24 protein-coding genes are annotated in these 26,820 nt (G+C 45.8%); 6 read left to right on the forward strand and 18 right to left on the reverse strand.

The genetic code is table 11. From position 1 onward, the window contains the following. Positions 1–191: 191 nt before the first annotated feature. From gmhB to treC, 4 genes are all read left to right on the forward strand, one after another. Positions 192–743 (forward strand): D-glycero-beta-D-manno-heptose 1,7-bisphosphate 7-phosphatase, encoded by a 552-nt coding sequence (gene gmhB / locus L3V32_RS00830; protein ID WP_048626100.1) that lies wholly within the window; start codon positions 192–194, stop codon positions 741–743. A 103-nt stretch (positions 744–846) separates the two neighbouring features. Next, positions 847–1,794 carry a trehalose operon repressor TreR gene (treR, locus tag L3V32_RS00835; RefSeq protein ID WP_006743211.1) on the forward strand — a complete coding sequence of 316 codons (948 nt, stop codon included), beginning with the start codon at positions 847–849 and terminating at the stop codon, positions 1,792–1,794. 177 nt (positions 1,795–1,971) lie between these two features. Further along, the gene (treB, locus tag L3V32_RS00840; protein WP_237283662.1) at positions 1,972–3,396 is read left to right on the forward strand and encodes a PTS trehalose transporter subunit IIBC; all 1,425 of its coding nucleotides are present in this window, start codon (positions 1,972–1,974) and stop codon (positions 3,394–3,396) included. Between the two features lie 87 nt (positions 3,397–3,483). Then, complete coding sequence (gene treC, locus L3V32_RS00845) at positions 3,484–5,169, forward strand: alpha,alpha-phosphotrehalase (RefSeq protein WP_237283663.1); 1,686 nt, start codon at positions 3,484–3,486, stop codon at positions 5,167–5,169. Positions 5,170–5,268: 99 nt separating this feature from the next. Here the strand turns inward: treC and L3V32_RS00850 are convergent, their stop codons facing one another. The 3 genes from L3V32_RS00850 to L3V32_RS00860 form a co-directional block, all read right to left on the reverse strand. Further along, on the reverse strand, positions 5,269–6,168 hold the full coding sequence (locus tag L3V32_RS00850; protein ID WP_237283664.1) for a hypothetical protein: 900 nt from the start codon (positions 6,166–6,168) through the stop codon (positions 5,269–5,271). A 131-nt stretch (positions 6,169–6,299) separates the two neighbouring features. Further along, positions 6,300–7,820: a winged helix-turn-helix domain-containing protein gene (locus L3V32_RS00855; protein WP_237283665.1), complete on the reverse strand. Its 1,521-nt coding sequence runs from the start codon at positions 7,818–7,820 to the stop codon at positions 6,300–6,302. Between the two features lie 90 nt (positions 7,821–7,910). Beyond that, positions 7,911–8,513 carry a YitT family protein gene (locus L3V32_RS00860; RefSeq protein ID WP_031780204.1) on the reverse strand — a complete coding sequence of 201 codons (603 nt, stop codon included), beginning with the start codon at positions 8,511–8,513 and terminating at the stop codon, positions 7,911–7,913. Between the two features lie 347 nt (positions 8,514–8,860). Between L3V32_RS00860 and glyA the strand changes: the two genes are divergently transcribed. Beyond that, positions 8,861–10,111, forward strand: coding sequence for a serine hydroxymethyltransferase (gene glyA, locus L3V32_RS00865; protein WP_005391333.1), 1,251 nt, complete (start codon positions 8,861–8,863; stop codon positions 10,109–10,111). 447 nt (positions 10,112–10,558) lie between these two features. On the opposite strand, the gene lipA is transcribed toward glyA, so the two are convergent. The 12 genes from lipA to leuS all read right to left on the reverse strand — a co-directional run bounded on the left by lipA (position 10,559) and on the right by leuS (position 23,091). Then, positions 10,559–11,524: a lipoyl synthase gene (lipA, locus tag L3V32_RS00870; RefSeq protein WP_005391329.1), complete on the reverse strand. Its 966-nt coding sequence runs from the start codon at positions 11,522–11,524 to the stop codon at positions 10,559–10,561. Next, positions 11,521–12,183 (reverse strand): lipoyl(octanoyl) transferase LipB, encoded by a 663-nt coding sequence (gene lipB / locus L3V32_RS00875; RefSeq protein ID WP_005391320.1) that lies wholly within the window; start codon positions 12,181–12,183, stop codon positions 11,521–11,523. Before lipB ends, lipA begins: the two co-directional genes overlap by 4 nt. Before the next feature lie 176 nt (positions 12,184–12,359). After that, positions 12,360–12,638 carry a DUF493 family protein YbeD gene (gene ybeD, locus L3V32_RS00880; protein ID WP_005384135.1) on the reverse strand — a complete coding sequence of 93 codons (279 nt, stop codon included), beginning with the start codon at positions 12,636–12,638 and terminating at the stop codon, positions 12,360–12,362. Positions 12,639–12,777: 139 nt separating this feature from the next. After that, complete coding sequence (locus tag L3V32_RS00885; protein WP_012842069.1) at positions 12,778–13,956, reverse strand: serine hydrolase; 1,179 nt, start codon at positions 13,954–13,956, stop codon at positions 12,778–12,780. A gap of 90 nt (positions 13,957–14,046) precedes the next feature. Beyond that, positions 14,047–14,850 (reverse strand): septal ring lytic transglycosylase RlpA family protein, encoded by an 804-nt coding sequence (locus L3V32_RS00890; RefSeq protein ID WP_046874297.1) that lies wholly within the window; start codon positions 14,848–14,850, stop codon positions 14,047–14,049. Positions 14,851–14,852: 2 nt separating this feature from the next. Next, on the reverse strand, positions 14,853–15,974 hold the full coding sequence (gene rodA / locus L3V32_RS00895; protein ID WP_005391317.1) for a rod shape-determining protein RodA: 1,122 nt from the start codon (positions 15,972–15,974) through the stop codon (positions 14,853–14,855). Continuing rightward, positions 15,974–17,890 (reverse strand): penicillin-binding protein 2, encoded by a 1,917-nt coding sequence (gene mrdA, locus L3V32_RS00900; RefSeq protein ID WP_012842067.1) that lies wholly within the window; start codon positions 17,888–17,890, stop codon positions 15,974–15,976. The genes rodA and mrdA overlap by 1 nt, the downstream gene beginning before the upstream one ends. A 29-nt stretch (positions 17,891–17,919) precedes the next feature. Beyond that, the gene (gene rlmH, locus L3V32_RS00905; RefSeq protein WP_017821762.1) at positions 17,920–18,390 is read right to left on the reverse strand and encodes a 23S rRNA (pseudouridine(1915)-N(3))-methyltransferase RlmH; all 471 of its coding nucleotides are present in this window, start codon (positions 18,388–18,390) and stop codon (positions 17,920–17,922) included. 4 nt (positions 18,391–18,394) lie between these two features. Next, positions 18,395–18,712, reverse strand: coding sequence for a ribosome silencing factor (gene rsfS / locus L3V32_RS00910; RefSeq protein WP_005373015.1), 318 nt, complete (start codon positions 18,710–18,712; stop codon positions 18,395–18,397). 88 nt (positions 18,713–18,800) lie between these two features. Continuing rightward, positions 18,801–19,820: a DNA polymerase III subunit delta gene (gene holA, locus L3V32_RS00915; protein WP_046874295.1), complete on the reverse strand. Its 1,020-nt coding sequence runs from the start codon at positions 19,818–19,820 to the stop codon at positions 18,801–18,803. Positions 19,821–19,825: 5 nt separating this feature from the next. Next, a complete protein-coding gene (lptE, locus tag L3V32_RS00920; RefSeq protein WP_005373019.1) occupies positions 19,826–20,365 on the reverse strand; it encodes an LPS assembly lipoprotein LptE in 540 nt (179 codons plus the stop codon). Positions 20,366–20,517: 152 nt separating this feature from the next. Continuing rightward, complete coding sequence (gene leuS, locus L3V32_RS00925) at positions 20,518–23,091, reverse strand: leucine--tRNA ligase (RefSeq protein WP_005391313.1); 2,574 nt, start codon at positions 23,089–23,091, stop codon at positions 20,518–20,520. 153 nt (positions 23,092–23,244) lie between these two features. Between leuS and L3V32_RS00930 the strand changes: the two genes are divergently transcribed. Further along, a complete protein-coding gene (locus tag L3V32_RS00930) occupies positions 23,245–23,715 on the forward strand; it encodes a zinc ribbon-containing protein (RefSeq protein WP_005373024.1) in 471 nt (156 codons plus the stop codon). Positions 23,716–23,799: 84 nt separating this feature from the next. On the opposite strand, the gene lnt is transcribed toward L3V32_RS00930, so the two are convergent. From lnt to ybeY, 3 genes are all read right to left on the reverse strand, one after another. After that, positions 23,800–25,317, reverse strand: a complete 1,518-nt coding sequence (lnt, locus tag L3V32_RS00935; protein ID WP_237283666.1) for an apolipoprotein N-acyltransferase — start codon at positions 25,315–25,317, stop codon at positions 23,800–23,802. A gap of 33 nt (positions 25,318–25,350) precedes the next feature. Continuing rightward, on the reverse strand, positions 25,351–26,250 hold the full coding sequence (corC, locus tag L3V32_RS00940) for a CNNM family magnesium/cobalt transport protein CorC (RefSeq protein ID WP_005384118.1): 900 nt from the start codon (positions 26,248–26,250) through the stop codon (positions 25,351–25,353). A 105-nt stretch (positions 26,251–26,355) separates the two neighbouring features. Then, a complete protein-coding gene (gene ybeY / locus L3V32_RS00945; RefSeq protein WP_005391311.1) occupies positions 26,356–26,820 on the reverse strand; it encodes an rRNA maturation RNase YbeY in 465 nt (154 codons plus the stop codon).

Genomic DNA, 26,820 nt, shown 5'->3' on the forward strand with positions numbered 1-26,820 from the left:
TATGGATGTTCTGTTTTGAAGAGAATGAGGAGTAAGTTACGAGGAGAAGATAAGTGGAGAGCCCACTCAGAATTACCGATTCTTGCCCAACAAATCAACTGTTTTGTCGAGGCCTAGAATGAATTAGATAGTGTTGAAGTTTATAAGGTATGTAATAATCTGATTAAACCGAGTTAATAGAGAAATACGTTTTGGCAAAACCTGCTGTTTTTATCGATCGTGATGGCGTGATAAACGTTGATCACGGCTACGTTCATGACGAACATGATTTTGAGTACATTGATGGTGTGTTTGAAGCGACGAAAGCGCTGAAAGATCAAGGTTACCTCTTAGTGCTAGTGACGAATCAATCGGGCATCGCACGTGGTAAATTCAGTGAAGACCGTTTCTTGTCTCTGACTCAATGGATGGACTGGAACTTTGTTGATCATGGTGTTGAGTTTGATGGTATCTACTACTGTCCACATCACCCTGAGCATGGCATTGGCGATTACAAGCAGGATTGTGATTGCCGCAAGCCTAAACCTGGTATGTTTATCTCTGCTCGCGACTTCTTGAAAATCGATATGGAAAAATCTGTGATGATTGGTGATAAAGCCGAAGACATGATGGCAGCAGAAGCCGCGGGCGTTGGCACTAAGATTTTGGTGCGCACAGGTAAGCCTGTTACTGAGCAAGGTGAAGCATTAGCAACGGTTGTGCTTGATAGTGTTGCTGACGTGCCTGCATATCTAAAGAAATAATCTGCACAATTCGCATATTTAAGGGAAGCGTTTGCTTCCCTTTTCTCTTATTACTGTTAAAGTTCAGTCACCTAAGCATTCATCCATTCTAGTTTGATCACTTATGAGCAAAAAACTCACCATTCTTGATATCGCGAAATTGGCAGGCGTTGGCAAATCAACAGTAAGCCGTGTGCTTACCAACGATCCAAAAGTGAAACCTCAAACGCGAGAGAAAGTAGAGCAAATCATTCGTGAATCTGGTTATGTACCGTCCAAATCTGCGCAATCAATGCGTGGCGGTAGCCAAAAAGTCATTGGTGTTATCATCTCCCGTCTGGACTCACCATCAGAAAATCGCGCCGTTGGTACAATGCTCAATGCATTGTATTCCGCTGGTTATGATGCGGTGATCATGGAGAGTCAGTTTGACCGAGACAAAACCAATGAGCACTTGAGTGTGCTTAAGCGTCGCAATGTGGATGGCGTGATTGTATTTGGCTTTACTGGATGCGATGAGCAAGCCTTAGCTGAGTGGGGCAATCGCATTGTGGTGATTGCGATGGATACCGATAACGTCTCTTCCATCAATTATGATAACCAAGGCGTGATAGACATGGCTTTGTCTCACCTTGAGCAGCAATCTTTATCTCGCATTGCTTATATTGGTGTTGATCCCGAAGATAAAACCACAGGCTTGGCTCGTTTAAATGCTTACAAAGCTTGGTGTCAGCGCAAGCAACTTACGCCTTGCTTCCAAACCGGTAAGCTTAGCCATGAAAGTGCTTATCAGCTGGTGGACCACGTTCTGAAAGCAGACACGCAAGCCATTGTGTGTGCCAGCGATACCATTGCATTGGGCGTAATCAAGCGTCTTCAAGAGTTAGGTCGTGAAGACGTGGTCGTGACAGGCGTGGGTGGTAACGAGTTGCTTTCTTTCCTTTTCCCTAAAGTATTTAGTGTCGATCCTGGTTATACCCTTGCGGGTGAAAAGTCCGCTAAAATGCTGATTAATCAATTAAATGGCGATGAAGAAGTCGTCCACTTCACTCAACAACCTATTTGCCGCTAATCCACACTACAACGATTTGCTCTAGAATTATACTGTGATCATTCTCAATTAATGGGACTGTTCCCATTTTGTTTTTTGTCTTTGAGTGGCAATATTAAAATTAAGAAATGGGAATGTTCCCATTTATAAAAAATAAAATGATGAATCGAATGTATCCAATACAGGGTGGACAAAGTTATGAGTAAGATTGCGCGTAAAGACGTGGAGCGTCTTATTGAGCTGGTCGGGGGGCCGGACAATATTGCCAGTGTAAGCCACTGTTTAACTCGCTTGCGTTTTGTTCTAAACGATACGGACAAAGCAGACACAAAACAGTTAGAAGCATTACCGATGGTGAAGGGCTGTTTTACCAACGCAGGTCAATTCCAAGTCGTCATCGGCACTGAAGTTGATGAGGTTTACAAAGTTCTGATCGAGCTAAGCGGTAAAAGTGAAGCGAGCAAAGACGAATCCAAGAATGCTGCTCGCCAAAACATGAATGTCGTTGAGCGTGGTATTTCCCACCTTGCAGAAATCTTTGTACCGTTGCTACCTGCGATCATCACTGGTGGTCTGATCCTTGGTTTCCGTAATGTGATTGGCGACATCAAGATGTTTGATGGTCAAACCCTAACGGAAATCAGTCAGTTTTGGGCGACTGTTCACTCATTCCTATGGTTAATTGGTGAAGCGATTTTCTTCTTCCTACCCGTTGGTGTGTGTTGGTCGACCGTGAAAAAGCTCGGTGGTACACCGATTCTGGGTATCACGCTTGGTGTAACTTTGGTTTCGCCGCAGTTAATGAACGCCTACCTGATTGGTAAGCAAGTACCTGAAGTGTGGGACTTTGGGTTGTTTGCGATTGAGAAAGTCGGTTACCAAGCGCAGGTGATTCCCGCGATGTTAGCAGGTATCGCACTAGCGTTTATCGAAACACGCTTAAAACGCATCATTCCGTCTTACCTTTACCTAGTAGTAGTGCCGTTTGTTTCTATCATTGTGTCTGTGATTCTTGCGCACTCTATCATTGGCCCATTCGGTCGTATGTTGGGTGACGGCGTTGCTTTCGCAGCAAAAGCAGCTATGACGGGTGACTTCGCGATGATTGGTTCAACCATCTTCGGCTTCTTATACGCGCCACTTGTGATAACAGGTATCCACCACACAACCAACGCCGTTGACTTGCAGTTGATGCAAGAATTGGGTGGCACGCCGATTTGGCCTTTGATTGCACTATCGAACATTGCTCAAGCATCGGCAGTGGTTGGCATCATTATCATCAGTAAAAAGCAGGATGAGCGTGAAATCTCAGTGCCTGCGGCGATTTCTGCCTACCTTGGCGTAACAGAGCCGGCGATGTACGGCATCAACTTGAAATACAAGTTCCCAATGTTGAGTGCGATGATCGGTAGTGCATGTGCTGCTGCTATCTGTGGTAGTGCGGGCGTCATGGCGAACGGTATCGGTGTGGGCGGCTTGCCGGGCATCTTATCTATCCAGCCGCAGTTCTGGGGCATCTTTGCTCTGGCGATGTTGGTCGCGATGGTGGTACCCGCTGCATTAACGTTACTTCTTTATAAGCGTGCACAAGCGAAAGGTGAGCTTGAGGCGGCAAACGCGTAATTCAATTTGAGGCAGTGACTTGGCTGCCTCCTCCTATTTTTCTTTTCAAATTTTAAGTTTCCGATTACTGGTAAGTGAGTGTTAGAAATGGCTATGACCAAGCATGATGAGAGCTGGTGGAAAACCGCAACCATCTATCAAATTTACCCAAAAAGCTTTTGTGACAGCGGCAGTAAAGGCACGGGCGATATTAAAGGGATCATTTCTAAACTGGATTATCTAAAACATCTCGGTGTGGATGCGATTTGGCTGACGCCAGTGTATCAGTCTCCAATGGTTGATAACGGTTATGACATCTCCGATTACTACGCGGTCAACCCCGAGTTCGGCACGATGCAAGATTTCGATACCCTGTTGGCAGAGGCTCATCAGTTGGGCATTCGAATCATCATGGACATCGTGGTCAACCATACTTCGACAGAACACAAGTGGTTCCAATCGGCGTTAGGGGACAAAAACAGCCCTTACCGTGATTACTACATCTGGAAAGATCCGGTTGATGGCGCAGAGCCCAACAACTGGCAATCGAAGTTTGGAGGCAATGCTTGGGAATTGGATGAAGCGACAGGGCAGTACTACTTGCACCTTTTTGCTAAAGAGCAGGCGGATTTGAACTGGGAAAACCCAGTGGTGCGCGAAGAAGTCAAAGAAGTCATCAGCTTCTGGGCAGACAAAGGCGTGGATGGTTTCCGTCTTGATGTCATCAACCTGATTTCTAAACAACAAGATTTCCCAAGCGATGATATTGGCGATGGCCGTCGTTTCTATACTGATGGTCCTCGCGTGCACGAATATCTGCAAGAAATCAGCGAAGCCGTGTTCCAAAAGTACGGCAGCGTGACGGTGGGTGAAATGTCTTCGACCACGCTAGAGCACTGCCAGCAATACTCTTCACTAGACGGCAAAGAGCTATCCATGGTGTTCAACTTCCATCATCTGAAAGTCGATTATCCAAATGGTGAAAAATGGACCAAAGCGCCGTTTGATTTCATTCAGTTAAAACAGATCTTCAATCATTGGCAAACGGGCTTAAATGGCAAAGGGTGGGGGGCGTTGTTCTGGTGTAACCACGACCAGCCACGCGTTGTGAGCCGATTAGGTAACGACGAGAAATACCGTGTTGAATCTGCCAAGATGCTTGCGGCATCAGTGCACATGATGCAAGGCACACCTTATGTTTACCAGGGGGAAGAGATCGGCATGACCAACCCGGGTTATACCGAAATAAGCCAATATCGTGATGTTGAAAGTACTAACATGTACGACATCATGGTCAACCGTGATGGTGTATCTCATGACGATATGATGGCGATCTTGGCACAGAAGTCGCGTGATAACTCACGTACACCAATGCAATGGAACAGTGCAAAACACGCGGGCTTTACTGAGGGCACGCCGTGGCTTGAAGTGGCGCAGAATTACTCTGAAATCAATGCTGAAGCTGCGGTTGCCGATTTGAACTCGGTGTTCTACTTTTACAAGCGTCTAATTGAACTGCGTAAACAGGTTCCAGTCATCACCGATGGCCGTTACGAGGACCTGCTGCCAGAGCACAAACGTATTTTCGCTTACGCTCGTCAGAACGATAAGCAAACGCTGCTGTGTATCAATAACTACTACGCTGAAGAGGTGGAATGCGTTCTGCCAGAACGTTTTGATATGAGTAAAGCGAAAAACTTGCTATCTAACCATCAAAACTCAGCGAGCGCAGTCGCGTCAAACCATCAAGTGTTACGACCTTACGAAACTCGTATTTTATTGATAGAAGAATAAACTCGGGTGTCATCCCCCCTAAGATTGATGTTCGAGATGAAGGCTTTGGTGTGCTCCCCAAAGCCTTCTTTTATTGAGATATCTATAAAAAATGCGAGCTTATTTTGTTTCAATCGCTGTTAGCTGCACTTTCTCTTCGTTGATTTGTACTTGTTGTACTTTCAGCAGTTCAATTTGTTCAATCAGACCTAAGCTCGGATTAAACCAACGTTCTGCCGAAGTGGCGAACTCCATTGAGTCCATATCATCGCAGTTTAGGTTGTAAGTATTCTCTTCCGTCAGGTACGCCGCTTCAATTTTCTTGCTTGAAATTGAGAACGTTTTACGTACGCCAGTCTCTCGGATTTGCTGCTGCCAAACCACTTGGCAAGATGCTGTCATTGGCAGGTTTTGCACCCACTCATGCTCTTCAAAACTGTCTAGTAGGTTGTGAACTGCGTAGCCTGTTAGAGTGGTTTGCAGAGATATGGTCTCTTCACCGATATCAATGTTCGGGCTTTTCTCTTTTACGTCGTCACCGTTGAGACGGAAAATAGGGCTGCTGTGCATCAGCATGGCAACAAACTGCTGGTTAATGGAATAAGCGTCGGTGACTTCATGAAGTGCGCCATCAGGGCCTGCAAAATAAAGTGTATTGCTCTCTTCATCGTCGTTGTACTGTTCGTCAGAATAGTAGAACTGTTTGGCGCCGTAGTTCACCAAGTCATTAACCAACTGGACCATTGCATCACTGTTTGGGATTTGTGCCAACGCTGCCAACAATTGCTCGTTATCCATCGCTTGGAAGCTCAGTTTCATCTCGCCTTCAGGTTGGCCATCCAGGCTAAACGCGTAGTTTAGTTGTGTGCTTGGCGTGGGAGCGAAGATTGAGTTTTGAATCGCGATGTCGAAACTTTCTTGAGGCACTTTGTTTGGATTAGCATTGCCAGAAGATGAACCGCCGCCACAGCCGTAAAGAGCCAGAGTTGCTGCTGCGATAAGCGTCATTTTGTTTAGCATGGTTTACATTCCTGATTGATTAGGCCGCTTCATGTTGGGCCGTTGCTTGAATGCGAGCATGCTAAGTTTAGTGAGCTAAAAAGGGCAAAAAACAAAAGCTAATAGGGCTTAACGAAAGCTTAATTTTATATTTAGGTCTTTGTTTTATTTGGGCTTATTTCGTTAGCTACGTTGGTGCAATACTCGTTGATGAGCGCTTTCCATCGGCTGATAATTTCTTGATCGGTCAAACTGACATGCAACGTTTTCCATGGTTGAAGGCAAGTCTCTTTCGATTCAGATTGAGAAAGACGTTCAAACAATGTCTCGGACGGTAAAACGCGCAGCAGTGCCACCAGTGATTCCATGTAGTTGAGACGGAACTGTTCGAGTTTGTTTTGTTTATAAGCGATGTGAGACACAAACGTATAAATCAGCGCGTTTTGAATACGAGAGTCGCCATCTGGAGTGGTCAGCAGAACTTTTGCTCGGTCTAGGTTGCCTAGTTTGAAATGCAATACGCCCAACCAGAGGCTTAGCTCATCTGGCAAAACATCGAACGACGACTGCACTTGCGTCAAATACGCCTCCAGCTTTTGAGGTTCTTGCTCGTACAAAGCGAGATGCCTTGCGGTTGTGATAGCTGCAAACTCATCAGCTTGTTGTAGAGGTTGGTTAGAAAAGACATTCTCAAACAGCATTTTTTGGTGAACGTCTGACAGTTGCCATGTGCTTGCCGAAGGTGCAGGCAAGTTGAAGTATTGCGCGACATCTGAGTGAATTTGGAAGATATCCGATTGTAGGTCGGATAAGCGCAGTGTGTATTCGTTGCGAAACGCCAGTTTCCCTGTCGCAGGATAAATAAGGTTCATCTGAGCTTTCAAGGTGCCTTGCTCTGCGCCGTCTTTTAACTCTATGTTGAGTTCGTAATCACTGGTCTGCATGTTTCGCGCGCCAGGGAAATACGGCGTATGACCGATAGGATCAAGAAAGTAACTGGGAGCGTCTTGGTTGGCGATGTCGGTGTATGGATATTCGACCTGTTGTTGCAGTAAGATGGCTTTGACAAGTATGCGATACTTTCTTGCTTGGGAGTCAATCGCATCGACACGGTTGAGCAGCAGTTCGACTTTGGGGATAAGTAACTGATGACGTGTTTGTTGCGTTGAAATCTCTTGGCGTTGCCATAACAAGCTTGCGAGCGTCACGCTACAAACCGTAAGTACGGCACACAAGCTATAAGCAAAAATCAGCTTGATGTTCTTACGGTTCGTAACTTGAGATGTAATAGCTCGTCGATGGTTTTTCGCTGGTGGCACTAAACGGATATTCGCAGGGTTTAGAAAGTAACCTTTGCGAGGATAGGTGACCAAGAGCTTAGTCGCATCGTACTCGGGGAGATGCTGTTGTAGCAGCGCACGTAAGGTGCTAATGCGGTTAGTGAGTACGTTCTTAGAGATGAATTTGCTCTGCCAAATGGTTTCGATAATGGTATCGGCAGAGAGCGGATGTCCCACGCTGGTTAGCAGCAGCTCTAATAACTCAATGGTACGAGGTTCGAGATCAATCGCGACAGTGTCTTGATGAAGAGTTTGTGTCTTCGGATTATAGACCAACTCGCCAATCGCAATACAACTGTGAGTTTGTTTGGCTTGTTGCAAAAAATCGCGCATACCGCACCGCGTTATTTGGAAATGGCGAAATATTATATAGCGATTGGAGCGCGAAATCTTATAAATTGCGCTCCAATTATCATCAAAAGTTTATGAACCGTAGGTCACGGAATAGCGATGAGGCTTGTGGTTCATCGCTAACACGACATTCAGTGCAAACGCGCCCAAAATCGAAAGACCAATTACTTCTGGAGTGACAAAGAAGAATGACGCAAACAGGATGCACGCATCGATTGCCATTTGGCTTTTGCCAACTGAAATGCCAAATTTGTCCTGAATAAATAAACACAGCACGTTAAAGCCACCTAAGCTGGAGCGATGTCGGAACAAGATCAGCATACCGAGTCCCATTAAAAGCCCACCTGCGACGGCACAATAAACTTCATTTACCGATTCGAGCGAGATTAGCAAATAAAGATGATCGGCAAAGATAGAAACCAAAGCGCCAGAAATGGCACTATTAATGGCGAAATGACGGCCGAAGCGTTTCCATGCTAGCAAGTAAAAGGGACTGTTTGCTAAAAAGTACAGCACACCAAACGTAAAAGGTGTAAATTGGCTAATAAGCAGAGCCAATCCTGTCGTCCCCCCTGTTAGGAGGTTTGCGGATTGGAGAAAGAAAACGCCTTGAGCTACCAAAAAGGTACCCGTGAGAATCGCTATCCAGTCTTCTTTTAATGAGTGTTTTTCCATCAATGTTGCAGTCATTAGTGATAAATAAGGCGTGCATAGTAGTAAAAAGATGATCTTTTCGGTAGCTAGAGGGTAAAATTTACGGTAAACCTATGTAATTGCTGTTTTACAGGGTGTAAAGCACAAAATTGACAGGCAATAGATCGTCGTTATGCAATTGCAATGCGGGCGTGATACAGATTGCTTGCCATCATGAAAAAACTGCATGAGAAAAATTGTAAATTTCTCTTTATGACCCAGATCAAATTATGTAGAATGCGCGCCATTAGGGTGACGAAAACGTTTGCGTAGGGTCATTCAACAGTTTTTTTGCAACTTTCAGTACTAATCTGAGTCAGGAGATACAGATGCTTAAGCGTGATATGAACATCGCAGATTACGATGCGGAACTGTTCGCAGCTATCCAGGAAGAAACTCTTCGCCAGGAAGAACACATTGAACTTATCGCTTCTGAAAACTACACAAGCCCACGTGTAATGGAAGCGCAAGGTTCTCAGCTAACGAACAAATACGCTGAAGGCTACCCAGGCAAGCGTTACTACGGCGGTTGTGAGTACGTAGATAAAGCGGAACAACTTGCTATCGACCGTGCATGCAAACTGTTCGGTTGTGAATACGCGAACGTACAGCCTCACTCAGGTTCTCAAGCAAACAGCGCAGTTTACATGGCGCTTCTTAACCCAGGCGATACAGTTCTAGGCATGAGCCTAGCGCACGGTGGTCACCTGACTCACGGTTCTCCAGTTAACTTCTCTGGTAAGCACTACAACGTTATCCCTTACGGTATCGATGAAGCGGGTCAAATCAACTACGACGAGATGGAACAGCTAGCGCTTGAGCACAAGCCTAAGATGATCATCGGTGGTTTCTCTGCTTACTCGCAAATCGTTGATTGGAAGCGCATGCGTGAAATCGCTGACAAAGTAGATGCTTACCTTTTCGTTGATATGGCGCACGTAGCGGGTCTTATCGCAGCAGGCGAATACCCAACACCTGTTCCACACGCTCACGTGGTAACAACAACGACGCACAAAACACTAGCAGGTCCTCGCGGTGGTCTTATCTTGTCAAATGCTGGCGAAGATATGTACAAGAAATTGAACTCAGCAGTGTTCCCTGGTGGTCAAGGTGGCCCTCTAATGCACGTTATCGCTGGTAAAGCAGTAGCGTTCAAAGAAGCGATGGAGCCAGAGTTCAAAGCTTACCAAGCTCGCGTAGTGAAAAACGCAAAAGCAATGGTTGGTCAATTCCAAGAGCGTGGCTACAAAATCGTATCTAACGGCACAGAAAACCACTTGTTCCTTGTGGACCTGATCGACAAAGACATCACTGGTAAAGATGCAGACGCGGCACTAGGTGCAGCAAACATCACAGTGAACAAAAACTCGGTACCAAATGACCCACGCAGCCCATTCGTAACGTCTGGTATCCGTGTAGGTACGCCAGCGATCACTCGCCGTGGCTTCACTGAAGAAGATGCAAAAGAGCTAGCAAACTGGATGTGTGACGTTCTAGATAACATCGGCAACGAAGAAGTTATCGAAGCGACTAAACAGAAAGTGCTCGAAATTTGTAAGCGTCTACCGGTTTACGCCTAACTGTTCTTCATAGAATGAGTCGATTTCGGTGTCGAACATACTCATTTGCTCGCGCAAACTCCGTGTGTTCTCCTAGAACTCGACTCGTCTATTTTGAACATTGATATACTAAAGGTCCTCAATTGAGGGCCTTTTTGTTTGTCTGGCGTTTGGAATGAGATATAGCGAAGAGTGTGTGATAAGGAGATGGCTACCAACACTGTCCCTTTCAATATATCCAAACCGCGTCATTCCGACGAGCCTAGGCGAGATCAGGAATCTTGTTGAGGCACACTCTTTTACTCAGCGTTTCCCAAAAAATCATCAGTACGTTGGAAACTGATTCTCAATCACGCTCGTTCCTCGCTGTTCAGAATGACGGAGGTAGAATGGCTTTTTATCACCATTTGACAGATACAAAAAAGGTTGGCACTGAGCCAACCTTTTCTCTTCAAAATCAGCGAGTGCTTATTTAATCTCGATGCCTTGAGCCTGCATATCGGCATGGTAAGAAGAGCGAACAAATGGACCACACGCTGCGTGCGTGAAGCCAAGCTCTAGTGCAACTTCTTTTAGCTCGTCAAACTCTGATGGCGGAACGTAACGCTCTACTGGCAAGTGGTGACGGCTTGGCGCTAAGTACTGACCTAGAGTCAGCATCGTTACGCCGTGTGCGCGTAGATCTTTCAGTACTTCGATGATTTCTTCTTTGGTTTCACCAAGACCCATCATCAAACCAGATTTGGTCGGTACATCTGGGTGCTGTTCTTTGAACTTCTTAAGAAGCTCAAGTGACCATTTGTAGTTCGCACCTGGGCGAGCTTTACGGTAAAGACGTGGTGCAGTTTCTAGGTTGTGGTTGAAGACATCTGGTGGGTTGTCTTTCATTAGATCCAGCGCTACGTCCATACGACCACGGAAGTCAGGAACCAGAGTTTCAATCTTAATATGCGGGTTCAACGCACGGATCTCGCGGTTACAGTCGGCAAAGTGCTGTGCACCACCATCACGCAGATCGTCACGGTCTACAGAAGTGATTACTACGTATTTCAGCTTCATATCGGCGATGGTTTTCGCCAGTTTTTGAGGCTCTTCTGCTTCCGGTGGTAATGGGCGGCCATGAGCAACGTCACAGAAAGGACAACGACGAGTACAAATAGCACCTAGGATCATGAAGGTAGCTGTACCGTGGTTAAAACATTCCGCTAGGTTAGGGCAAGATGCTTCTTCACATACGGAGTGAAGTTTATTCTTGCGCATCGCCGCCTTGATGTCTTGAATTCGTTGGCTGTCGGCTGGTAGCTTGATCTTCATCCAATCAGGCTTACGTAGCACTTCTTTCTGCTCTGTAGGCATGTTCTTTACGGGAATCAATGCCATTTTATCGGCGTCACGATATTTAACGCCTTTTTCCATCTGGATTGGTTTGCTCATGCTTTATTACCTTGAGAAGGTGCTTCTGTGCTGAATTCTACTTGCTCATAGTCGAGCAAAGTAACGAGTTCTTCTATTAATTGTTTTTCTACGGCTTCTACATTGTCTGGGCCGCCGAATTGGCTGACCTGAACCATTTCCATACCTTCATAACCACAAGGGTTAATACGCAGAAACGGTGTTAAATCCATATTTACGTTCAAGGCTAAGCCATGAAACGAGCATCCTTTACGAATGCGTAAACCGAGAGAGCATATTTTTTTACCGTCAACGTAAACGCCTGGTGCGTCAGGTCGCGCGGCCGAATCGATATTGTATGCTTTTAGTGTGTTGATCACGAGGTTCTCGATAGTGGTAACGAGATCTCGTACACCTAATTTTTTGCGGCGTAAGTTGATCAAGAAATAGGCGACCAACTGACCAGGGCCATGATACGTAACCTGGCCTCCGCGATCACTTTGTACAACAGGAATGTCACCAGTGTTAATAAGGTGCTCAGCTTTACCTGCCTGACCTTGCGTAAATACTGGGTTATGTTCTACCAACCAGACTTCATCAGGGGTTTCTTCTGTGCGTTGGTCGGTGAACTCATGCATCGCCTTCCATACAGGCTCATAGTCTTGGCGGCCAAGTCGTTTTACAACAAGTTGGTGTTGCATGGGAATTCCTGTTGCTAATATATAAAGTTTTTGGATTATAAACCGGATAACCCTGATGCTCTACCGCTGAGTAACAGATTTTTAACTGAAAGCGATGTAAAGTTTTGTTATCTGATTGATAAATAAAAAGAAAGCAGCCGAAGCTGCTTTCAAAAAAAATTTAATCTATCAAAAAATTATAGAACCATGCGCACGATGTCAATTTCACCTAACTCTTTGTATAGCGTCTCAACTTGCTCGATAGACGTTGCAGTGATGTTGATTGATACCGAGTGGTAGTTGCCCTTAGCACTTGGTTTAACGGTCGGGCTGTAGTCACCTGGAGCATGGCGCTGAATAACTTCAAGAACAAGCTCTGGAAGTTCAGGCTTTGCATGACCCATTACCTTGTAAGTAAATGAACAAGGGAACTCAAGCAGGTCTTTTAATTTTGCATCAGAGTTGATGGTTAGCATATCGATAACTCCAGTAGATATTCGTTGCGGTGCGAAATAGTACAGTCAAATTAGGGGGAACTCAAGACGAGGATCTCAAACTTAAAAAGCCGCCCTTTCAGGCGGCTTTGCGAATAAGTTTGCTACTCTAACGTTCTTCTTAGAAGAAGCTCTTGAATAACAATACGATGTAATCCCACATGCGGCTAAATAGACTACCTTGCTCTACGGTTTCTAGTGCCATTAGTGGGTATTCGGCAATATCTTCACCATCGATCTGATAGTATAGCTTACCAACTACATCACCTTTATTAATTGGGGCTTCTAGCTCTTTTTCAAGGACGAAGCTGGCTTTTAGGTTTTTCGCTTCACCACGTGGTAGTGTTACGTAAGTATCTTGGTCAAGGCCCAACGCTACAGTGTCTTTGTTACCCATCCACACTTTTTCTTCAACGAACGTTTCACCTGCTTTGTGCGGTGCTACTGTTTCGAAGAAACGGAAGCCGTAGCTTAGTAGCTTTTTGCTTTCTGACTTACGAGCATTGGCATCTTTCGTGCCCATAACGACCGCAACCAAACGCATTTGGCCTTCAGTTGCTGAACTTACTAGGCTGTAACCCGCATTGCTTGTGTGACCCGTTTTGATGCCGTCAACGTTCATGCTCTTATCCCAAAGTAGACCGTTACGGTTGTATTGGGTGATGCCGTTGTAAGTAAATTTCTTCTCTGAGTACACGCGGTACTCATTTGGTACGTCACGGATCAGGGCTTTACCTAGCAATGCCATGTCGTATGGTGTCGAGTACAGCTCGGCGTTATCTAGACCATGAACGTTGGCAAAGTGCGAGTTCGTCATACCTAGTGTGTTGGCCCAAGCGTTCATTAGGTCAACAAACGCATCTTCTGAGCCTGCAATGTGTTCAGCCATTGCTACACAGGCATCGTTACCAGACTGGACGATGATACCGCGGTTTAGGTCACGTACTTTTACAGTTGTGCCCACTTCAATGAACATTTTTGATGATTCAGGGAAGTTTTTCGCCCATGCATTTTTACTGATGGTGACATCGTCATCTTCTGAGATATTACCACGCGCTAGTTCTTGGCCGATTACGTAGCTGGTCATCATCTTAGTCAGACTGGCTGGAGACAACTTTGTGTTCATCTCTTTCTCTGCCAGTACTTTACCTGAATGGTAATCCATCAGAACGTAGCCCTTCGCAGCGATTTGAGGGGCATCTGGAACAACGATAGGTGATGCAAGAGCAGATTGAGCGAAAGTTGCAGAAAGGGCAACCGAAGAAACGAGAATAGATTTCACAAACTTATTTTTATTCATGGTAATTCAAATTTTTGGGTTAACTGCGGACATCTTATCAGAATCCCCAGCTATGTAAGAGGGGATCGAGGAGAAATTCATGACACTAGGTCATTTGGCAGTGTTGTGTTTTTTAATAAATGCAGACGAATAGCCGAGCAACTTTACTTTATCTAGAGTGGCTTGCGTCAGGGAATAGTCAGTAAATGGCCCTAACAACAAGCGATAAGACTCTTTCGCATTTTCTAGGAAAGTTTCTGTATCCAGTTTTTGACCAAGCTCTGTCCCTAAAGTTCGTGCGCGTTCTTCATTTTTTGATGATGCCACCTGAATAACGTACTTAGGGTGCGCTTCTAAAGATTTTTTATCCGTGGGCTGATTGATACTGATTACTTCAATTTCCACGTTAGCTGTACCTGTTTTTATCACATCTAACTTATGTGCTGCGGCATAGCTTAAATCGATAATACGGCCATCGTGAAACGGACCTCGGTCATTAACTCGTACTACGGTAGTTTTGCCGTTGTCAGTGTTGGTGACTTTTACGTAACTCGGTAACGGTAGCGTTTTATGAGCCGCTGTCATTGAGTACATGTCATAGATTTCGCCATTAGAAGTCAAATGACCTTGGAACTTCTTCCCATACCAAGATGCGCGGCCTTTTTCTTTAAAGCCTTTGGCATCGCGAACTATTTTGTAGTCTTTGCCACGCAAGTGGTAATCTTTGTTCCCACCTAGGCTGTACGGTTCATATTTAGGGTGCGCATCCTCGATGTGTTCGACTGAAAGCGGTGTATCCGGTGCAACATCGGATTCGAGTTCGTAACGGCCTTCTTGTTCTTTTTGGCTAGTTGATGAACAGCCTGCCAAAATAAGAGCAGAGAAAACCAAGGAATATAAAGCGCGTTTTTGCATGTCTAGGTCGCCTTAGAGAATGCTTTTCGGTGCGTATGAATTGACATCAGAATACCAAAGCCAGCCATCAAGGTTACCATTGATGTGCCGCCATAACTAATGAGTGGCAACGGTACACCTACTACAGGTAGGATGCCACTTACCATGCCAATATTTACAAAAATATACACGAAGAAGCTGAGTACAATACTGCCTGCCATCATTCGTCCAAATGCAGTTTGCGCTTGGCTGGCGAGGTATAAACCTCGTCCAATAATAAATAGATAGATGGCTAAAAGGCAAAGGAAGCCAATCATACCCCATTCTTCAGCAATTACTGCAAAGATAAAGTCAGTGTGTCGTTCAGGAAGAAATTCCAGTTGTGATTGAGTGCCTTGCAACCAACCTTTGCCTGAAATACCACCAGAGCCAATCGCGATTTTACTCTGAATAATGTGGTAGCCCGCACCTAGCGGGTCAGACTCTGGATTAAACAGAGTACGAACTCGTACTTTTTGATACTCACGCATCAAGAAAAACCACAAAATCGGAATGAAACCACCCAGTGCAATCGCAGCACCAGCGATGATTTTCCAACTAATGCCCGCGAGGAAGATAACAAAAATACCGGAAGCGGCGATTAGAATAGAGGTCCCTAAGTCAGGCTGTTTTGCAATGAGGATGGTTGGCAAGCAGACCATAATCAGTGCAACGATGAGTGTTTTTAGCGTTGGCGGAAGGGGCTGTCGACCAACATAGCGTGCCACCATTAATGGCACCGCGAGCTTCAATAACTCGGAAGGTTGAAAGCGCACAAAACCGAGGTTAAGCCAACGTTGTGCGCCTTTAGATGCTTCACCGAAAAACAGCACGCCAAAGAGCAGTATGACGCCGCCGACGAACATCAAAGGTGCTAGGCTCTCGTAGGTTCGTGGAGAAAGCTGCGCAAGAACGATCATCACAACGAGTGAAAGCACCATTCGCATAGCTTGGCGATCCATCATCAGTAAACTTTGGCCACTGGCGCTGTACATGATCACTAGGCCAAACCCCATCAGGGCCAATATGCCAAGTAGGAGTGGTAAGTCGATATGGAAGCGTTCAAACAGGGCGCGATTTTTACCTGTAGAGGGATCCATCTTCATTACTGTTTTACCTCTTTCTTCGCATTGTTATCAGGCTCAATTTCTTCTGGGCCAAGTACGACTCGATCAAAGATCTTTCTCACTACTGGGGCTCCGTTGCTAGAACCACCGCCGGCGTTTTCTAGCACTACAGTGACGACCACTTTAGGATCATCAAATGGTGCAAAGCCAGTAAATAACGCATGGTCACGTAAGTGTTCGGCGATCTCATCGGCGTTGTACTCTTCGTTTTCACCCAGACCGAAGACCTGCGCAGTACCTGATTTACCCGCTGTTTGATAACTCATTTTGTAGAATGAGCGGCGAGCTGTTCCACGCGTGCCATGGTTTACACGACGCATGCCTTCTTTCGCCATATCCCAGTACTTTTTCGGTACATTCTTGATTGGCGGGTAAGTCACGTATTCTGTTGTTTGTTGTTCTTCGAAGTCGTTGCCGTTCTCTATCGTCGCTTTTAGTAAGTGAGGTGCAATCACTTCTCCCTCATTTACTAATACGGAGGTCGCTTTGGCGATTTGCATTGGTGTTGCTGTCCAATAACCTTGGCCGATACCCACAGGGATCGTATCGCCTTTGTACCACGGGGTTTTATGGCGAGACATTTTCCAGTCACGAGTCGGCATATTCGCCTTACTTTCTTCGTAGATATCGATGCCAGTGTAATCACCAAAACCGAACATCATCATCCAATTCGAAATACGGTCAATACCCATGTCATAAGCGATTTGATAGTAGAAGGTATCAACAGACTCTTCGATCGACTTAATGATATCGACGCGTCCGTGTCCCCAACGCAACCAGTCACGGAATGGGCGAGTGTTGGAGTTTGGTATGCGCCAATAACCTGGATCATTTCGCGTAGTGTTCGGTGTGACGACACCTTCTTGTAGCGCGGCTACCGCCATAAATGGTTTGATGGTAGACGCGGGTGGATAAATGCCAAGTGTGGTTCGGTTGACCAAGGGACGGTTTTTATCGTTCAAAAGGGCACGATAGTCTTTACCTGAGATTCCGTGCACGAACGAGTTAGGATCGTAGCTAGGACTTGAAACCATAGCCAGTACGCCATTGTCTCTAGGATCGATCACTACAGCACTGCCTCTGCGGCCATCCAATAATTGGTGTACGTACAGCTGCAAGTTGATATCAAGGTTTAAAACGATGTCTTTTCCGGGTACAGGTGGAACGTACTTTAACGTACGAATTACTCGGCCGCGGCTGTTTACCTCGACTTCTTGATATCCGGCGGTACCGTGTAAGAGGTCTTCGTAGTATTTTTCGATACCCAGCTTACCAATGTCGCGAGTGGCTTGATAGTTTGCGTCTTTTTCTTCTCGGATCAGGCGCTGCATGTCGCGATCATTGATTCGAGAAACGTAACCAATCACGTGGGTTAAGACTTCGCTGAAAGGGTAATAGCGCTTTAAGGTCGCACTTATTTCTACACCAGGAAAGCGGTACTGATTGACGGAGAATACCGCTACTTGTTTTTCGTTCAGTTGGGTCAGCAGTGGGACTGACTTAAATCGACGAGTCCGTTTACGCTCTTGGTGGAAACGTTCAATCTGATCTGGGGTAATTTCCAGAATGGTTTGTAGTTCTTGGATGGTTGCATCAATGTCTTTAATTTTTTCTGGAGTCAGTTCTAAGTTAAAGACGGGACGGTTCTCTGCCAGTAAAACACCATTTCGGTCATAAATCAGACCTCGGTTGGGCGCGATAGGAACCACTTTGATACGGTTATCGTTCGAGCGGGTTTGATAATCTTGAAACTGGTTCACCTGAATGTTGTACATGTTGGCGACCAGAGCTCCCATCAAGAGAACAATGCCGATAAAAGCGACAATAGCGCGGCTGGCAAACAGACGCGCTTCGGCTTGATAATCTCGGATTTGACTGCGGCGCTTACGAATCATTAACGCTTGGCTCTAAAGTTAAACAACGATTATTCGCGGTGGTAAGGATGGTTCGCGGTGATGCTCCACGCTCGGTACAAGCTTTCTGCCATGACGATACGCACTAAAGGGTGGGGTAGCGTTAAGGCAGACAATGACCAGCTTTGGTCTGCTGCAGCTTTGCATGCAGGAGCGAGTCCTTCAGGACCGCCGATTAAGATTGATACATCACGGCCATCTAATTTCCAAGCTTCTAACTGCTCAGCGAGTTGAGGAGTGTCCCATTTTTTACCTGGTATATCTAACGTGACGATACGGTTGCCTTTTGGTACCGCAGCGAGCATCGCTTCTCCTTCTTTTTGCAGGATACGAGCGATATCGGCATTTTTTCCACGTTTGCCAGCAGAGATTTCAATCAACTCCAATGGCATATCATGTGGGAAACGGCGACGATATTCTTGAAAGCCTTCCTCAACCCATTTTGGCATTTTTGTGCCAACAGCAATTAGTTGAATTTTCAAAAGATTAACCCCAGAGTTTTTCTAGCTGGTAGAGTTCGCGGTGCTCTTCTTGCATCACGTGAAGCATGGCGTCGCCCATATCTAGGACTACCCATTCACCTTCGTTTTCACCTTCCATTCCTAGTGGCTCAAGACCGGCTTTTTTCACTTCTGTTGCAACGTGGTCAGCGATGGATGAAACGTGGCGTTTGGATGTGCCAGTACAGATGATCATGTAATCTGTAACGCTTGATTTATCTTCCACATTTAGGACGATAATGTCTTCCGCTTTCATGTCGTCGGCTTTGTCAGCTAAAAAGTCTTTCAGTTCTTCGCGAAGCACTCGGTTTTCCTCGGTTTGTCTCTTATCTCTACAGTGTTTTACATTCTTGCTTGCAAAACAGGTCGCGCACTATATCACGCTTTGATTTTTAAATTGCCAGCTTAATATCAGGAGAGCAGGTTTCTAAGCTCAACTGATGAATAGTTGGCCATACAGACTCGTCATATTGAGTTTTGGCTTTTATCTCTGCTTGAGCCAACAAGGAGAGCAATGCACAAATACGACTCGCCGACAAGCGGGTCAGTGCTGCGTTATAGAGTGGACGCTTGTTTTGCCAAACTCGATATTTCTCAAATACCTGGTTCATTCCCATTTGAGTTAAGTCTTGATGCATATTTAAAAGTTGGCTCAACTCTTTTTGTACACTTCGAATCAAGATCACGGTCTCGACCCCTTCCGCCTCAAGTTGGCGAAGAATACGTTGTGCACGGTTTGCTTTACCTGCCAGTAAGGCGTCGATCCAGTTAAACGTAGTGAAGTGATTATGGCGACTTAGGGCTTCCTCTAAACGTATGATAGTCAGCTCACCATCCGGGTAGAGTAGGGCCAATTTCTCTAAGCTTTGTGACAATGCAAATAGGTTACCTTCATGCCATTGAGCCAACATTTGCAGTGATTGTTGATCGGGTTTTAGTCCCAACGTGCGGCAACGTGTCTGAATGAACATAGGTAAGCGTTGTAGATCTGGCGACAAACAGCTTACCCAGTCGCCTTTTGAGCTTAATGCTTTGAACCATTTCGCATTTTCTTGGGCTTTGGTCAGTTTGCTACCAACAATGACGAGCATGATGTCATCATGCAGCATATCACACAGTGTTTGCAGCTCTTTGCTGACGGCGGTTGTCACGCCACTCTCTGGAATTTCAAGCTCGATCAATTGACGGTTTGAGAACAGGCTCATCGCTTGGAAGCAATCGTAAACTTGATTCCAGTCGATGCTTGCGTCTACCGCAAAACGGTGTTTTTCCTCAAAACCTTGTTGAAACGCTGCCTTTTGGATTGCTTGGCGGCTCTCTTGAATCAGTAACGGCTCATTACCAAAGATTAGGTAAACTTGTTTAACGTGTTTAGTTAAATGATCCGTTAATTTATCGGCATAAATTCGCATAGTGATTAAGAGTTTGTGTTCGCTGGCTCAGAGATTTGTCCTGCTTCATATTCGGCACGAATACGGCCCAACTGGCGCATCATCTGTTTTGCAGCTTGCAAGCGCATCTCGTCTTCAATTACGTCACGTTCAACAGATTTTGCAAGTGCCGTCAACGGGTTGTCTAGGTAGTTGCGGTTTACTGTTGTCGTAAAGTTTTTAGAGCCATAGCCAGGAATCGTCACACGGTATTTTACTACGTATGTCAGCTCTTTTTCTGCTGCACGGCTATTTTGATACAGAGACAGTGTACGCTCATCGATAGTCGCTTCCGTCAAATGAAGGTTGGGTACAGTCGATGATGGTTGAACAAGTTCAACTTTGTTCAGTTCGAGTTGAGAGCGAACATAGCGAGTTAATTCACTGTATTCATCGTAGCTGGAGAAAGACATAGTGTGCAGCTCTTCCGGTACGGAATACTCGCCGCGAAGGTGAAAACCACAGGCAGAAAGAAGCCCCGCTAATACCAATACCACTGGTAGTTTAATCAAAGAGAAAAAGCGCATTGATTGTATTCATCCTAAATTGAAGGGGTTATTTACCTTAAACCACTCATGTGAATGGTTTGAGGTAAATAAACAGGGTAGCGAACTACCCTGTTTAATGACTCTTGGTTAACAAATAAGTTCGCTAAACAGAGACAAATTGCAAGCTGTGATTAGTTTGCAACGATGTTCAGCAGTTTACCTGGAACGTAAATGACTTTACGAATAGTCAGGCCATCAGTGAACTTAACCACGTTTTCGTCGTTTAGACCAAGCTGTTCGATATCGTCTTTAGAGATATCCGCTGGGACTGTTAGCTTCGCACGTAGCTTACCGTTAACTTGAACAACGATAGTTTTTTCGTCTTCAACTAGCGCTTTTTCGTCAAACGTCGGCCATGCCGCGTTATCAATGTCTGTTTCACCTAGTGCTGCCCATAGCTCGTATGAGATATGCGGAGTGATAGGGTAAAGCATGACAACGATAGCTTTCAGTGCTTCGTCAAGGATTGCACGATCTTGCGCAGATTCTTGAGGCGCTTTCGCTAGTTTGTTCATCAGCTCCATGATCGCTGCGATCGCGGTGTTGAATGTTTGACGACGAGCGATATCGTCCGTCACTTTCGCGATAGTTTTGTGAACGTCACGGCGAAGTGCTTTTTGATCACCAGAAAGCGCTGCGGTATCTACTGCTTCTGCTGCGCCTTTCGCTGTGTGCTCTTTCACTAGTTTCCAAACACGTTTTAGGAAGCGGTTCGCACCTTCTACGCCAGACTCTTGCCATTCAAGTGTCATGTCCGCTGGAGACGCGAACATCATGAATAGACGTACTGTGTCAGCGCCGTACTTATCTACCATTTCTTGAGGGTCGATACCGTTGTTCTTAGACTTAGACATCTTGATCATGCCTGAGTGCGTTACATCGCGACCTTCAGTGTCTTTAGCAGAAGTAATGCGGCCTTTACCATCACGTTCAACAGCTACGTCTGTTGGAGCAACCCATTCTTTACCGCCTTTCTCGTTCTCGAAGTAGAACGCGTCTGCCAGTACCATGCCTTGACACAGTAGCTGCTTGAACGGTTCGTCAGACGTTACGTAGCCCGCGTCACGTAGCAACTTGTGGAAGAAGCGTGAGTACAGTAGGTGCATACAAGCGTGCTCGATACCGCCGATGTACTGGTCTACTGGTAGCCAGTAGTTTGCTTTTTCTGGATCTAGGATGTCGTCTGCTTGCGGTGAACAGTAACGCGCGTAGTACCAAGAAGATTCCATGAACGTATCGAACGTATCTGTCTCACGTAGAGCAGGTTCGCCGTTGAATGTGGTCTTCGCCCATTCTTTATCTGCTTTGATTGGGCTGGTTACGCCGTCCATTACCACGTCTTCTGGAAGAATCACTGGTAGTTGGTCAGCAGGTACTGGGTGAACTTCACCGTCTTCAGTCGTTACCATTGGGATTGGTGCGCCCCAGTAACGTTGACGAGATACACCCCAGTCGCGTAGACGGAAGTTTACAGTCTTAGTGCCTTTTCCTTCTGCTTCTAGCTTCGCTGCAATTGCATCGAACGCCGCTTGGAATTCTAGGCCGTCGAATTCACCTGAATCGAACAGTACACCTTTCTCTGTGTATGCCGCTTCAGAGATGTCTAGCTCGCTGCCATCAGCAGGCTTGATAACTGGCACGATGTCTAGACCGTACTTCGTTGCGAACTCGTAGTCACGTTGGTCGTGTGCAGGTACTGCCATTACCGCGCCTGTACCATAGTCCATCAGTACGAAGTTTGCTACGTATACTGGTACTTCACGGCCGTTCAATGGATGAATAGCAGTAAGGCCAGTAGCCATACCTTTCTTCTCCATTGTCGCTAGCTCAGCTTCTGCAACCTTGTTGTTCTTACATTCGTCGATAAACGCTGCAAGCTCTGGGTTGTTCTCTGCAGCAAGAGCTGCAAGAGGGTGGCCGGCTGCGATGCCCACGTAAGTCACACCCATTAGCGTATCTGGACGTGTCGTGTAAACTTCTAGGTCTTGTTGACCCTTAACTTCAAACTTCAGCTCAACGCCTTCAGAGCGGCCAATCCAGTTGCGCTGCATGGTTTTCACCATTTCAGGCCAACCTTCAAGCTTGTCTAGGTCGTCTAGTAGCTCTTGAGCATATTCAGTGATTTTGATGAACCATTGAGGGATTTCTTTTTGCTCTACAGGCGTATCACAACGCCAGCAACAACCGTCTTCAACCTGCTCGTTTGCAAGAACAGTTTGGTCGTTAGGACACCAGTTAACAGAAGAAGTCTTCTTGTAAACTAAACCTTTCTCGTAAAGCTTAGTGAAGAACTCTTGCTCCCAGCGGTAGTACTCCGGTGTACAAGTTGCGAATTCACGGTTCCAATCGTAACCAAAGCCTAGAAGCTTAAGTTGGTTCTTCATGTATTCGATGTTTTCGTAAGTCCAAGGTGCTGGCGCAGTTTTGTTTTTTACTGCTGCGTTTTCTGCTGGTAGACCGAATGCGTCCCAACCGATTGGTTGCATCACGTTTTTGCCTTGTAGGCGTTGGAAACGAGATACTACATCACCGATAGTGTAGTTGCGCACGTGACCCATGTGCAGTCGACCACTTGGGTATGGGAACATGGATAGACAGTAGAATTTTTCTTTATTTGGGTCTTCACTTACAACAAAGGTTTTGTTGTCATCCCAGTGCTTTTGAACTTTTTGTTCAATATCTTGTGGGTTGTATTGTTCTTGCATCGATGGTATCCGTTATCTTGGAATTTGTGAGTTCGGTTAGAACAGACTTAAATAGATCGTCATAGAATACCTAAAGCTAGGGATCACAACAATAGCCAATCTGTACCCATGCGCCCTTAAGTGACGCAGGTAGGAGAAAGATGGAGGTCAGTTATGCCTAAACGTAAAACAGGTTATGAGGAAATGCTCGAGGATGTGATTGAAACCTTGAAGCACAGTCCGGAAGAAGTTAACAAAGCGATTGAGACGTCGGGCAAAGTGGTGGATGCTGCTAATGACTTGACCAAAGATGAATTGGCTTTAATCAAAGCGTACCTTAAAGCAGACTTAAAAGAGTTTTCAGAGAGTTACGAGGACAGTAAAAGCGGCCCGTTTTACTTAACGATTGCGGATTCGATATGGCAAGGGTTGTTAGAGATTACAGACCGAACTAAAGTTGAGTGGGTTGAGTTGTTCGATGACTTAGAGCATCAAGGGCTATATGAAGCAGGAGAGGTGATAGGCTTAGGCACTTTGGTCTGTGATGAGTGTGGTCACAAGACAACGTATAACCACCCAACTGTAATCATTCCGTGTATTAAATGTGGTCACAAAGGCTTTACTCGCCAGTCATTAAAGCCATAAATGGCGCGTAACGACTGCATAATGCAATGAATAAAAAAGAGGCTTGGTCGCCTCTTTTTTGTCTTTTCTACTTTCAAGCTGTTATCAGCTCTGTTTTCTTCTTAAACCGAAAGCCAGCGCTAAACTTAACCCAACCCAAATATACAATGGCCAAGTACCAACGATTCGATATGGCGTTTGTCCATTGGTTGGGGTGAGCTCTGCGCGCAGTACTGCAGTTTCAAACTGCGGTACTTGCTCAACGATTTTACCCTTGTGATCGGTTACCGCTGTTAATCCGTTGTTAGTCGAGCGGATGAGCGGTTTACCTAATTCTAAGGCACGCATACGGGCGATCTCCATATGCTGAAGAGGGCCGATAGAGTGACCAAACCATGCGTCGTTCGATAGCGTTAGAATGAAGTCTGTTTCGTCAGTCACATTTTGACGCACTTGCTCATTAAAGATGATCTCATAGCAAAGCGCTGGTGCCATGTGCATGCCATTCGCAACGATGTTGGGCTGCACAAAAGCCCCACGGCTAAACGACGACATCGGTAAGTTAAAGAATGGCGCTAATGGGCGCAAAATATCTTCAAATGGTACAAACTCACCAAACGGTAATAGGTGATGCTTATGGTAGCGTTCGCTCAAGTCGAAACTGTAGTCACCGTATGGTGTGATGCCAAGGGACAGGATACTGTTGTAGAACTGTCGATCTTCAGCTTGGTTGACGACACCAGTGATGATTGCGCTGTTATTCATTTTTGCTGCACTGTCGATATTGCTCAAAAATGAAGGCACTTCAATTTCAAAAGCAGGAATTGCAGCTTCTGGCCAGACGATAATATCAGCGTCCCAGTTTTCACGAGTGAGATCGGCGTATTTCATGATGGTTGGCCAACGTTGGCTTGGCAGCCACTTAAGGTTTTGGTCAACGTTACCTTGAATCAGCGCGAGCTTAGTCGTGTCTTCTGGTCGAGGTGTTACCCAATCGTAGTTTCGAATCCCAAAGCCTGTGCTGAGTAATACCGCAGGAATAATCACCATCAGCCACTGTTTATGAACCCAAGCATAGGCTAATGCCCCCGCACTAATAAGGATAAACAGAGTGAGCAGTTCCACGCCACCGATAGGCGCAAAGCTTGCTAGTGGAGCATCAATCTGGCTGTAGCCTAGCCATAGCCACGGGAAGCCGGTCATCACCCAACCACGCAACCAATCACTGATTAGCCATAAAGCGGGCGCAGCGAGAAGCGCTTTTGTGAGCGTAAATTGAGGAAAGAGTTTGTTGTTTAGCCAGGCAAATAAGCCTGAATAAACAGCCAAGTAGGCGACAAGCAAGCCCATTAAAAATAAATTAGCAATCAGTGGCATGCCACCAAAGCCGGAGATACTGACGTACACCCAGCTAACGCCAGTTGCAAATTGACCTAACCCCCAAGCATAGCCAATCCACAGTGCGCGTTTCGGTGTTTGGTTAGCAAGAAGAATCAGTAGAATAGCTGGGCTAAGAATGGCAATAGGCCACAACTGGTAAGGTGCAAAAGCGAGCGTAGTAGAGGCGCCAACAAAAGCGGCCACTAAGGGCCGCTTGAGGCGATGAAAGAGTTCATTCGTCATTATAATTTTCTGAGATTCCCAATGGGTATCGCGTTACTCTTGAGTGGCTTCAACCAGGGTTTCTTCGTCTGGGATCGTCACTTGGAGTTGAATGACACGACGGTTATCGGCAGCGGTGACTTTGAAGTTGTAACCTTCAATTTCAACCAGTTCACCACGAGAAGGTAAGTGACCAAAGGCAGTCATGACCATGCCACCAACGGTATCTACTTCCTCATCGCTGAAGTTAGTTCCAAATGTCTCATTAAACTCTTCGATGGTTGTCAGCGCTCTGACAGCAAACGTATGCTTGCTAAGCTTACGAATGTCTGTCTCTTCGCTTTCATCGAATTCATCTTCGATATCCCCGACGATTTCTTCAAGGATATCTTCAATGGTCACAAGACCAGAAACACCACCGAATTCATCGACAACAATGGCCATATGATAACGTTCTTCACGGAACTCTTTCAGCAGTCGATCAACGCGTTTACTTTCCGGTACCACAACGGCTGGTCGAATAACTTCTTCGATATCAAATGGATTACTGCCTGAGCCTAAGTATTTAAGTAAGTCCTTCGCAAGAAGAATGCCTTCCACATGGTCTTTATCTTCGCTGATCACAGGGTAGCGAGAGTGTTGAGCATCGGTAATCAAGGCAACCAAGGTATCAAGGTCGTGAGTACGCTCAACCGTAACCATTTGCGAACGCGGGATCATAATGTCACGCACGCGCATTTCGGAGATTTCCATAACACCTTCAAGCATATCGCGGGTGTCATGGTCAATCAGGTCATTGACTTCAGAGTCACGGATAACATCCACAAGCTCTTGGCGATCTTTTGGTTCGCCCTGAAATAATTGACCTAGACGTTCAAAGAAGGACTTTCTACTCGGACCTTCTGCCTTTTCTTTCTTATCTTCGTTAGAAGAGGGAGAATTATCTTCGTTCATTGTTTCTCAATTAAGTAACGCTATCAGAAGTGTGATAGCACACATAGAGAGGCGAACACGAGAATCATTTTGGTGGTTCGCCTTTCCCTGCTGAATAGCCAATGGCTACTCTTTTTCAGCAATGTAAGGGTCTTCATAGCCCATACCTTGCATGATTTCGGTTTCGAGGGACTCCATCTCTTCGGCTTCGTCATCCTCAATATGATCATAACCTAGCAGATGCAAGCTGCCATGTACAACCATATGCGCCCAATGTGCTAACAGAGGCTTGTTCTGTTCAATTGCCTCTTTTTCAACGACTTGGCGGCAAATAATTAAGTCGCCAAGTAAATCTATTTCCATACCCGGAGGAGCTTCAAATGGAAAAGACAGCACATTAGTCGGTTTATCTTTACCACGATACTCATGGTTAAGCGTGTGACTTTCTTGTTCATCCACAATGCGAATGGTCACTTCGGCTTGTGGCTGGAAGAGAGGAATCGTCTTATCTAGCCACAATTGGAAATCTTGCTGCGAAGGCAGCCCTTCTTCATTTTCGACTGCCAGTTGCAGATCAAGTTCAATCGCCAT

This window comes from Vibrio sp. J2-4, from assembly GCF_021728155.1.
In the GTDB taxonomy this organism is placed as follows: Bacteria; Pseudomonadota; Gammaproteobacteria; order Enterobacterales; family Vibrionaceae; genus Vibrio; species Vibrio diabolicus.